This is a genomic window from Lysinibacillus sp. NPDC098008, assembly GCF_044760715.1.
Classification (GTDB): Bacteria; Bacillota; Bacilli; order Bacillales_A; family Planococcaceae; genus Lysinibacillus.
In genome coordinates this window covers 18000-29735 of sequence record NZ_JBIWBA010000017.1, presented here as the reverse complement: position 1 = coordinate 29735, position 11736 = coordinate 18000, and the positions used below count along the sequence as shown (strand labels likewise).

9 protein-coding genes are annotated in these 11736 nt (G+C 36.8%); 4 read left to right on the top strand and 5 right to left on the bottom strand.

The window, feature by feature from the left end; all coding sequences use genetic code 11:
- Positions 1 to 14 precede the first annotated feature (14 nt).
- Complete coding sequence (locus ACIQVU_RS14185; RefSeq protein WP_340807846.1) at positions 15 to 746, bottom strand: hypothetical protein; 732 nt, start codon at positions 744 to 746, stop codon at positions 15 to 17.
- A complete protein-coding gene (locus ACIQVU_RS14180; protein ID WP_402896075.1) occupies positions 739 to 2067 on the bottom strand; it encodes an AAA family ATPase in 1329 nt (442 codons plus the stop codon). Before ACIQVU_RS14180 ends, ACIQVU_RS14185 begins: the two co-directional genes overlap by 8 nt.
- Before the next feature lie 133 nt (positions 2068 to 2200).
- Here ACIQVU_RS14180 and ACIQVU_RS14175 point away from each other — a divergent pair, with 133 nt between their 5' ends.
- The 4 genes from ACIQVU_RS14175 to ACIQVU_RS14160 all read left to right on the top strand — a co-directional run bounded on the left by ACIQVU_RS14175 (position 2201) and on the right by ACIQVU_RS14160 (position 8756).
- On the top strand, positions 2201 to 2614 hold the full coding sequence (locus ACIQVU_RS14175) for a hypothetical protein (RefSeq protein WP_402896073.1): 414 nt from the start codon (positions 2201 to 2203) through the stop codon (positions 2612 to 2614).
- A 495-nt stretch (positions 2615 to 3109) separates the two neighbouring features.
- On the top strand, positions 3110 to 4858 hold the full coding sequence (locus ACIQVU_RS14170; protein WP_402896071.1) for a methyl-accepting chemotaxis protein: 1749 nt from the start codon (positions 3110 to 3112) through the stop codon (positions 4856 to 4858).
- Between the two features lie 83 nt (positions 4859 to 4941).
- On the top strand, positions 4942 to 8097 hold the full coding sequence (locus ACIQVU_RS14165) for an amino acid adenylation domain-containing protein (RefSeq protein ID WP_402896069.1): 3156 nt from the start codon (positions 4942 to 4944) through the stop codon (positions 8095 to 8097).
- Complete coding sequence (locus ACIQVU_RS14160) at positions 8094 to 8756, top strand: 4'-phosphopantetheinyl transferase family protein (RefSeq protein WP_340807854.1); 663 nt, start codon at positions 8094 to 8096, stop codon at positions 8754 to 8756. The genes ACIQVU_RS14165 and ACIQVU_RS14160 overlap by 4 nt, the downstream gene beginning before the upstream one ends.
- A 26-nt stretch (positions 8757 to 8782) precedes the next feature.
- Here ACIQVU_RS14160 and ACIQVU_RS14155 read toward each other — a convergent pair whose 3' ends face one another.
- The 3 genes from ACIQVU_RS14155 to ACIQVU_RS14145 are packed head-to-tail and all read right to left on the bottom strand — an operon-like array spanning position 8783 to position 11619.
- Positions 8783 to 9793, bottom strand: a complete 1011-nt coding sequence (locus tag ACIQVU_RS14155) for an ABC transporter substrate-binding protein (protein WP_402896066.1) — start codon at positions 9791 to 9793, stop codon at positions 8783 to 8785.
- A 10-nt stretch (positions 9794 to 9803) separates the two neighbouring features.
- Entirely contained in the window at positions 9804 to 10565 is a 762-nt protein-coding gene (locus tag ACIQVU_RS14150) for an ABC transporter ATP-binding protein (protein ID WP_340807857.1), read from the bottom strand.
- Between the two features lie 4 nt (positions 10566 to 10569).
- On the bottom strand, positions 10570 to 11619 hold the full coding sequence (locus ACIQVU_RS14145; RefSeq protein WP_402896114.1) for a FecCD family ABC transporter permease: 1050 nt from the start codon (positions 11617 to 11619) through the stop codon (positions 10570 to 10572).
- Positions 11620 to 11736: the final 117 nt, after the last annotated feature.

Here is an 11736-nt window from a genome sequence, read left to right as displayed (position 1 = left end):
AAGATCACCTGTTTTTATTGTTCATCCGTTTTAATCATATCAAATAATAGTGGTACATTCGTTCCTCGCTGTAATGAATGACAGCCTTCCATTAAATGTCCCCAGCTTTTGCGCATTTTTTCCTTGTAAGGTAGCATCGCATCTACTGGCACATATGCTTTTAAATAGTCCTCAATCGTACCTGATAGATTTTCGATAAAGGCATCCGCTTTTTGAATTTTCTCTGTTGCAATTTCATTGCGTTCATCCCATAATACATGCTCTAAGTTTGTAGAAAAATAAAAAAGCTGATAAGGCACTTGCAAACGTTGAATGCTAAAATGGTCATGGGCAATTAAAATCTTGGCATTCTTGGCCTTCATTTCATTGCGCTGTTCAATTTGCTCCTTGCGCTTAGCTGACTTTACTAAGATCGCATCCTCTGTATAAAATAGATTTTGCTTAATACTCTCATCTACCTTGACATATTCAGGCGCAATAAAACAACCATCTGCATCTGTAATATGGACAACGGCTGTTAAATCCTTTGCTAAAAACTTATATTTTTCTAAATAACTTTGAATCGCTTGTACAACACTATTTTTAATATTGGGCACACGCTTATGCTTATCCCATTTTGTTAACATATCCTCACGCTGCACATCAAAGCGTATGGTCGAATTTGCAAAATGGGCATCTAAATAATCCTCTAAAATAACTTGCTCTGTCTGCCCTTCAACAATAATTAATAGCACCTTTTTAGTCATGCTGTACACCCGCTTTACGAAAGGCACGCTTTATTTTAAATGTTTTTGTTTCCTTATAAAGCTCCTCATCCTGCCCACCAAGCTGAATGGCACGAAGATATGCATCTCTTGCGTTATTTGCTTCTTTCATACCTTTTAACTGTATATAACGATGATTATCATTTGTTGTTGTAAACCATAGATTGTTAATTGCTAACACCTCTAACACACGTAGATTATGGGATGTAAAAATAAGCTGCCCTTTTCCATCCTCATCTATCACTGTTAACAGCTCCCCTAGCAAATATTCAAAAATACCTGAATCTAACTCATCAATAACAACACAAGCATTAGGGTTATTGTAAACAGCAATCAGCACGCTAAGAATGGCGATAATTTTTAAAATCCCCTCTGACTCTGTGCGTAAGGGCAATGCTTGCTCACCACGCTGGGATAAAAATTCAAAGCGCATACCCTGCTCACCACTATCCAGCGTCTGCTTTGTAATCACATTAATCTTGATGGTTAGCTCTGGAATAATCGCCGATAGCACACGATTGCTTTGCTCAATTACCTCGCAGAGCGCGTAAAAGGCATCCTCTGGCAATAAGGCTGGTCCCTTTAAATCATAAGGAATAAGACCTCTTGTTTTTTCTAGATGAATACTAAAGGGCATCATTCGTTCTTCAAATAATGGCGCGATATTTTGCGTATTCACAACATGTAAATCACGATTAAAATCAATAGCAATATTGTGCAATAGCTGTATTTCCTGTTCAGAAAGTCGTGCTTGTACGAAAGGCTGTAAATCTTTATGGAATAAAAAAGATTGATATTGCTTTCTTGCTAACTGTTGAAGGACAAGTAATTGAATGCGTACTTCCTCATTAATATTCGCTAGACTTGATTTTCGAATATGCACATCCTGCTCTGTGACAGCCATTAAAACTTTAGCACGCTTGCCTTTAATATTTTCTTTATAAGAAAGACGTTCTACTATTGGATAGAGTCGATGCTGATCCTCCTGTAGCTCCACATAATAGAAGACAAAAAATGTGCCAAATTCATTCTCCACTAAAAATTCGAAATCAAGGCTTGCTGTTTGCTCCCCAGCCATAATTAAGCGTTTGTTCTGTGCAGGTAGCTTGCTATCACCTGAAAGCAGCGTTTTTAATAACGCAAATGCGTCTACAATGGTCGTTTTGCCTGAGCCATTTTGTCCATACAAGCCAACAACATTTGCCTGTAGAAATGTATCAAAACTCACCGTAAGTACAAGTTCACCATGCCCTACATTTCGTAAATTTTGCATAGTTATTTTTTTCACTTTGATGATTGCCATTTGCTAAACATCCTTTAGCTTTTTTCACCTAGTATAAGGAAAATTATGCTGTTTTATAACCATGTTAGTTTTTAGCCTATGACAATCATCCGTATAGGCATATAGTAGAAAAAATAAAGAAAGGTGTGTTTTATTGGTTTATCCTCGATTAGCTCCCGAAGATTTTAACAAACAATTTCATCCGGGCATGAAAATATGGGTTTCACTTCCAACTGGTACGTATTCAGGTACATTGATTCGAACATTTGGTTCAAGAGGTAGAACGGCTGAAATCCAGCTAGATAATGGACAATTGGTGACAGTTGATGTTAGTCAAATTACAGCGGCAGGTACAGGAACACCACAACATGGCGGCTCTTATCCTCCTTCATATCCACCACGCCCATATCCGCCGCATTCCTATCCACCACAGCCTTATCCACCGTACCCATATCCATCACCATTCCCACCAGCTCCATATCCAGGAGGACACTATCCTAATTATCCACCACCTTTAATCCCCGGTTTGCCAAATATATTGCCAGGAATCTTTGGTAACTCACGGTAATAAAAGAAGGCTTTCCTCTCGTTCTTGTAAAGAACGGTGGAAGCTTTTTTTCATGGAATAATCAAATTGTATCTTCTCATCTTTTTATTATTCCAAAAAAATAAAATTATTCCATTTTCTAATTTATTCACGCCGACAACACAAGTCGAAATACCTATAAATAAAACCGTAATTCACTTTTATCCAATAGCTGATTTTAGGTGTAATTAAATCGAGCTTCGCTTTTATACTATTAATTATTTACTTTTTGCATATATAATGCATAAATCATAAAAATAAAGGACTAAAGAATCAAATTATTCTATTTATTTTTGCTATTGCAAGCTTTAAATAGTAAGTTTTTGGGGTTGTGAATCATTTTTTTTGGCAGTATAGTTGTTTAATATATAGAGATAAATATCTTATTTTACATTTATAAACTATGGGACATGTGAACTTCTATTAATGTAACATCAAATATTTTTAGATTTATTTAATGATATAAGGAGGAGCAGTATGACAAAAGGGAAGAAGCGCAATATGTCCATTAGTACAAAGTTAACCGCTATTATGGTAAGTATTTTATTATTATTCGGTTTAGTTACTTTAGGTCTTTCTTATTATATAGTAAGAAATAGTAACCTAGCAGACATGGATCAATCACTTTATGATAAAGGGATGATCTTAGCCAAAACGGTTGATACCGAAACATTGAAATCCATTTTAGAAAATCCGACAGCTAATAATGCTGATGCTATTCGTTTAACAAAGGAAATGGACACGATTAATGAGCACTCTGAAAGCATTACAAACCTTTATATCATTACGGTTGATGGCGAAAAGATCAATGCACCTGTACTATCAACTAGCATTTTAGAGTTAGGGGCAGAATATAACCAAGATATGCTTGCTATGGGTATCTCTGCTGATTTTCTAGCAAGAATTAAAGAGGTTTTTAACGCACAAGAAGCAACTGCTACAGATATATATAAAGATGAATTTGGTAGCTTTAAAACAGGTCTTACACCTATTTTAGATGAAGATGGCTCTATGTTAGCTGCCTATGCTATTGACTATGATGTATCAATGGTCACTGGCAAAGCGATGACTGAGGCACTTTGGATATTGGTTGTAACTGTTATTTTCTTAGTTGGTTCATCCATTGCTGTCTACACACTATTAAGAAAAAAATTAACACCTATTCAGCAGCTTTCTCTACAATCTAAAAAAGTAGCAGAGGGTAACTTAGAGCTTGAGCCATTACCAGTTACTTCAACGGATGAAGTAGGAACACTGACACAAAACTTTAACTCGATGATTGATAATTTAAAAACAGTTATCAAAAGTACAACAAATGTTTCCGCTCGTGTTTCCAATACAGCCAGTGTTTTATCAACAAATATGCAGGAAGCCTCAGACTCCTATAATCACGTAGCCTCTGCTATGCAGAAGATTGCTAGTAGTGCTGACCTACAAGTTCAAAAGGCAAAAGAAAGTACAATTACTATTGAGGAAATGAGTATTGGTATCCAGCGCATTGCGGAAACATCGAATGAAATTTCGGAATCATCCATCCAAGCTTCTGAGGAAGCTGAAAAAGGCAATGAATCCACAACTAAATCTGTTACACAAATGAATGCTATTAGTGAGGCAGTTAATCAATCTGCCGCTTCAGTTAAATTGCTTGGTGAGCATTCTACCAAAATCGAAGAGATTGTTGGCATTATTACAGGCATTGCCTCTCAAACAAATTTACTTGCATTAAATGCAGCTATTGAAGCTGCTCGTGCTGGTGAAGCTGGCAGTGGCTTTGCAGTAGTAGCTGATGAAGTCCGTAAGCTCGCTGAACAATCAGAGGCATCTGCAAGAGAGATTTCAACACTTATTTCTCGCATTCAGCAAGATACAAATGAATCGGTTAATATTATGGTTCGCGCTGTAGAAGAGGTCGATAATGGTATTATCATGATTAACAATTCCGAAAAATCATTTAGCCAAATATTAACATCCATTCACCATGTGACAGGACAAATTCAAGAGCTTTCTGCCACAATCGAGGAAATGGCTGCTGGTATGCAAGAAGTAACATCAGCTGTTAAAGATATGGAAAGCTTCTCTATTGATTCAAAAGAACATACAAGTGCAGTAGCGGAAACTTCTGCTTCTCAGCTAAATACAGTTCAACGTGTTTCAGAAGAAGCTCAAGTATTATCCGAGTTATCTGATGAATTATTAAATGTTGTCAATACATTTGTAGTGAAATAAAAAAGAAAGGGCTGCCATTATAAGGAGTGCTTCAGTGCCCCTTTATAAGTGACTGCCCTTTTCTAAACTAGGAGTTGTCATGATTGAATATAAAACAAGAATTTGATTTATTTACATCACAGCTTTCTGAGCAACGGGCTCTACCATCCAATCGTACACAACTATTGCATCAAGAAGATTTACTAGCTTATCAACTATTAAATCAAACAAATGCCGATTATGATAAAACAGCATCCATCCCTAAAGTATTTTATCAAGCAGCACAGCAATTTGCCGATCGTATCGCATTATCCTTTGAAGATGGGATGATAACTTATCGCCAGCTAAATGAACAATCCAATCAAATTGCTCATATGTTAGTTGCCAATGGACTACAAAAGGGAAACTATGTTGCTATTTTTATGGAACGCAGTAAGGAAACCATCGTTAGTTTATTAGCCATTTTAAAAGCTGGCGGTGTTTATGTTCCAATTGATCCAAGCTATCCAAAAGAACGTTGTCAATACCTTTTAAATGATACAGGCGCATCATTTATTATGACAAAAGGTGAGTATACTGAATTACTAAATGATTTTATACATAATGATGTCCAATCGCACACCGTATTGACCATTAATGAGATGAAAGCTGATTTTTCTAAGGAAGATTTACATATTGACATACTTCCAAGTGATTTAGCCTATATTATTTACACATCTGGTTCAACAGGTAAGCCTAAGGGTGTCATGCTAAAGCATAGTGCAGTGATTAATTTAATAACAGACAATCAAAGAATCTATCATGCTACTAAAGAAGATGTTTATTCACAGTTTATCTCTTACAGCTTCGACCCTTCTGTTACAGAAACGTTTACTGCCTTCTTTTCAGGAGCAAGACTACATATGCTAACAAGCGAAGAGCGTTTATCCATTGAGGCATTTGCGGATATGATTGCGCGCGAAAAGGTCACAACTGCTACTGTACCAAATGCTTTCTTTACACAGCTAGCTACATATTTACCTGCTGAATACCGCGAGAAATTAACAACACTTCGCTATTTATCTGTAGGTGGAGAAGCACTAATGCCTGCTATTGTACAAAAATGGCAGGATAAATTCGGGCTATCAACGGAAATTATTAATGTTTATGGGCCAACTGAATGTACGGTATTGTCCTCATACTATAAAATAACAAGCCCGCTAACAGATATACAATCAAGCATTCCTATTGGTAAGCCTATTGCCAATTATGAAATGTATGTTGTGAATACTGAAGAACAGCTCTGTCCTATTAATGAAATCGGTGAATTATATATTGCAGGTGCTGGACTAGCGGCAGGTTATTTACATCAGCCTGAAAAAACGGCTGAGGTTTTTGTGCCCCATCTATTTAAGCCAGACCAAAAAATGTATCGCACAGGTGATTTAGTCCGTTTATTGTCTAGTGGTGTGATTGAATTTGTTGGACGTAAAGATTCTCAAATTAAAGTACGAGGATTCCGTATTGAGCTTGGGGAAATTGAAACAATTTTAAGCCATCATCCTAACATTCAAGAAGCTATCATTATTGCTAAAAAAATGGCTGATGGTAATAATCATTTATTTGGCTATTACACAACAGCTAGTAGCACCCAGCTAGATGAGGCTGTGTTAAAGAACTATATAGCAGCATTTTTACCTGATTATATGGTTCCAGAACGATTAATAAAGCTGTCAGAAATGCCATTATCTCCAACTGGAAAAATTGATCGTAAGCAATTAACTACACTTGAAGTAGCATTATCTCGCAGCCAGCCATATATAGCGCCTGAAAATGATACACAGCGTATGCTCATCGCTGCATGGGAGCATGTGCTTGCCATTAAACCAATCGGCATTCACGATAATTTCTTCCATATTGGTGGTCATTCCTTAAAGATACTCGAAATTCTTGTACAGGTGAAAAAGCATATACCATTTTTAAAAATTCAAGATTTCTTCCAACACCAAACTATTGCAGAACTCGATCAATATATTTGTAGCTACCAGCCTGAAGCTGTTGACATACAGTCACAGCCAACAAATCTCACAATAAAAGAATTAATGGAGCCAAGCCCTCTCCCAATTTCGCAAACTGTAACACCACTGCCAATGCAGAGCGTTTTATTAACAGGTGCAACAGGATATTTAGGTAGCCACGTGCTATACGAACTGCTCACAACAACCAATACACATATTTATTGTTTAATTCGACCAAGCGCACATATAGCGCTTGAACTTAAGCTATTGGACAGTATGCAATTTTATTTCGGTGATACAATCACTTCACTTCTGCAAGAGCGAGTAACAGTTGTACAAGGTGATTTAGGAAAACCTAAGCTACACCTATCCAATAAAGATGAGCATATGCTTATGAAAGAAATTGATGCCATTATTCATTGTGGAGCAGATGTACGCCATTTTGGAGCAACTGCACATTTTCATGATGTCAATGTCAATGGCACTCGTTATTTGCTAGAGCTAGCCAAACAAAAACAGGGCATTCATTTCCATTATGTATCCACAATGGGTATACCAGAGGAACTTGCCGCTATTCAATGGGGAGAACATGAAGCACAAGGTAACTTTAATTATCATGGAAAGCTTGCCAATGTTTATACACAAAGTAAGCTAGAGGCAGAAAACCTTGTGCGCCTTGCTGTCAATGATGCTATCCCTGTTTCAATTTATCGTGTTGGCAATTTAAGCTGTCATTCTAAAACAGGCAAATTCCAGCGTAATATGGATGATAATGCCTTTTATCGTATGATTAAAGCTATGCTTTACCTGGGTAATGCACCTACTGCACAGTGGCATATTGACTTCACACCAATTGATTATGCTAGCCAAGCACTTGTAGCCTTAGCTAGCCAACCAGCAGCAAATGGACATATCTTCCATTTATGCAACCCTGTAGCGCTGACTTATGTAGAATTTATCGCTATTATTAAAGAGCTTGGCTATCATGTAACAATGATGCCCGCAGCAGATTATACAAACTGGCTATTGCATAGTGAGCACGCTGAAGCAATACAGGAATATTTATCATTAGCCATTGCACAGCTAGAAGGTGATGGTCCTAGTGATTCCCCATTTATCTTTAATTGCCAAAAAACAACCGAATTTCTAGCACAAACAAACATTCAATGTGCAGTGCCAAATGCTGCCTTTATTTATCAAATGATTCAATACGGTATAGATGCAGGCTACTTCCCTAGGCCAAAGCATATGTCAGTCACATGATAGCACATCCGATACAACTATTTGCACTACCTTTAGGCACACCTTTAACATCAGCAGAATGGGAAACGCTGTTTAGAGCGCTTCCCTCTGATATTCAGCAAAAAATTATGCACTATAGGCTCTGGCAGGATCGGCAAAGAGCATTGCTTGGCCATACACTAATTAAATGGGCATTACAGCCGTTCATTGATGAATCAGCATTCCATATTGTACAAAATACATATGGTCGCCCATATATTATAGACAAGCTTTGGCAAGGTGATTTTAACCTTTCTCATTCTGGTGACTGGATTGTTCTAGCCTTAGCGATGGAAGGGCGCGTAGGAATTGATGTTGAGGAGATAAAACCTATAAGCCAAGATGTAATGCAGTATGCACTAACTGAGGAAGAATGGCAGCTAATTCATCATAAGCCTCCACACGTTTTTTATGAGCTTTGGACATTAAAAGAGGCTCTTTTTAAAACAGGGCTCTTTCCTGTCCAATCACCCCATTTGCTCAGAACAATAGATATTCAAAAAACAAGAAAAGACCTTTCAACGTATTTATCGTACCTTGACCCGCAGCATCCCGTAACGATCTGCTGGAACAATAAAGCAATGACTGTTAACACCACCATCTTACATAAATATCAGCTCCTACAAAGAGCTGCTCCATAAACCTATCGGAGCAGCTCTTTTATCAATTATTTAAATAAATCTGGATACATTTCTTTTGCTAATGCTTCCATTCCATCAATTGTGTTATAGCCGTAGCCAAACATATAATTGTAATCGACAATATAGATTTGTTTATTTTTAATAGCCTTCATGCTTGAAAGCTTAGGATTTGCATAGATTTCTTCACGTACGTTTGTTAAATCAGAGCCGTCCCAATTCGGCAAAATTAATACATCTGGGTCCACTGCAATTAATGTTTCAACACTGACATCACCCGTTTCGTCTTTGAAAATATTATCTAGCTTCACCATTTTGAAAGCATCATTAAAGAATGTTTCATCGTGTGCTGGATAAACAAAAAGCTCCTTTGGATCATTTGTATGCAGATAGGCAAATGTTTTTTCTTCTTTTATACTTTCTAATTTTGAGGAAATATCTTGTTGTCGACCTTTTAATTCTTTAATAAAGCTATCTGCTTTGTCTTGAACATTAAAAATTTCACCAATATTCTTTATATCTTTATAAATAGAATCATATGTGCCGCCTGTTACGGATGACTCTAAAACATATGTTTTTACACCCATTTCATTAAGCGAATCTACTGTCCCTACTCCCCATTCAGCATTATCAAATAAGCCACCACGACCAAATACTAAATCAGGATCAGTACCTAATGTAACCTCTTTCCCAACATATTCATCACTTAAAATATTTAGCTTAGCATACTCTTCTTCAACAGCTTTATCAACTGCACCAAAGTTTGCACCAACACCAACGATTTTATCGCCTAATCCTAAATGTAATAATAATTCTGCAGCTGGGCGTGTATTTGCCATAATTCTTTCTGGTGCTTTATCAAATACTTGATCTTTCTTTTCCCATGTTGATCCACCTTCAGCCTTTGTAAAGTTCTCAATTGTCAGTGGATAATGCTCTTTTGTTTGTGATTCCTCAGCTGTATCTTTTGATGTATTACCGCAGGCTGTTAATGTTAATAAAGCTGCTAAACCAATTCCTAATAATAATTTTTTCTTCATGTTTTTCCTCCTACAGTCCATATGCAAAGCCTAATCCATTTGTCACCGGATTAGTAAACGTTTGACATTTGATATGATATAAAGCTTCTATTGTTTCTGGTGTTAAAACTTCTTGGGGTGTACCATGTGCATAGATTTCACCATCTTTTACTGCATAAAGATAATCACAGTAATGTGCTGCCATTTCTAGATCATGAAGAGCTGCTAAAACACCGATGTTTAAACTTTTTACACAGGATAGTATTTCAATTTGATAACGAATATCTAAATGATTTGTTGGTTCATCCAAAATCATAAATTTAGGCTGCTGGGCAATCGTTCTAGCTAAAATAACCCTTTGCTTTTCACCACCAGATAGTGACAGAAAACTGCGCTCTCTATAAGATTGTAAGTTCGTTCTTGTCAATGCCTCTTCTACGATGTCAAAATCCTTTTGGTTATCTGACTCTAGCATTTTTTTATGAGGTGTTCTACCTAACATCACCATTTGTTGTACCGTTAAATCAAAGTGCATTTCATTAAATTGCCCCACCACACCTAAATGCTGAGAAATCTTTTTTTCGGGGCTTTTTAAAACATCTAAATTATCTAAAAAGACCATCCCTTTTTGTGGCACTAGACTTTTATAAATACTTTTTAATAAAGTCGATTTTCCGCATCCATTTGGTCCGATTAAGCCTACAAATTGCTGCTTATTCACATGAATAGATATATTTTTTACAATTTCCTTTTTGCCAATCTTTACTTCTATTTCTTTCGCTACTAATTCCATTGTTCTACCCTCCGAAGTTGTAACCTTTTTTTACAATCATATAGATAAATAATGGTGACCCAATGACAGAAGTAATAATACCAATCGGTAATTCCACATTTTGGATTAATGTTCTAGACAGAATATCAGCCCAAATCATGAAAAGACCTCCAAGCAGTAATGTTCCTAACATTAATCGTTTGTGATCCGCCCCGAAAATACCTCTTGTGATATGTGGAATAATTAAACCAACAAAACCGATCATACCTGCATAAGCGACCATCGTTCCTGTAATAAGCGAGGTAAGAATCATATATAATTTACGATAAGCACTTAAATTAATGCCTAATGTAATCGCTGATTCATCTCCAAGTAGCATTGTGTTTAGCACACGATGCTGGAAAAGGAATAAGCCCGCTCCTAGCACAATAACAATGGTTAAAATTGGTGTTTTGTCCCAGCTTGCAGAGGCTAAGCTCCCCATAGACCAAAACGTAACAGTTTTAATTCCTTCCGCATTGTTTGCAAAAAAGATAATAAGACTTGAAAATGAACTACATAAAGCTCCAATCACAACCCCTGATAGTACAAGCTTTACCGATGTTGCTTTACCGCCAATGCTCGATAAAATAAGCACTGCCATAGAGGTAATCATCGCCCCTGCAAATGCACCAAAGGCTACCCCAAACTGCGCTAGTAATGCACTACTACCAAAGCCCACAAGAATAGCAAATGTTGCTCCTAATGAGGCTCCTGAAGAAATACCAAGTATGTATGGGTCAGCAAGAGGGTTTTGTACAACTGCCTGCATCACCGTTCCACATAGTGCAAGCCCAATACCGATAAGCAATGCAAAAACTACTCGTGGCATTCTGACCTGTAAAATAATATTCAAGTAGGATTCACTCTCTACGCTATCAAGCGAGCCAAGCTTCCCATTTGATAGAGCATGCAGCAAGATGTCCATTGATTGCTTAAATGGAATGCTAACTTGTCCTATTGATACAGAATAAACGGCAGATATTATAATGGAGCCTATTAATAGCAAAATAATAACGTAATAAATATTGCTCATCCCTATTCTGCTAACTTCCTGTTTATCCAAGATTCCACCTCTATTATATAAATATAGTTGATAACGATTATCATTATCATTTTGTATTGTAAGTGATAATCTCTTGAAAAACAATAA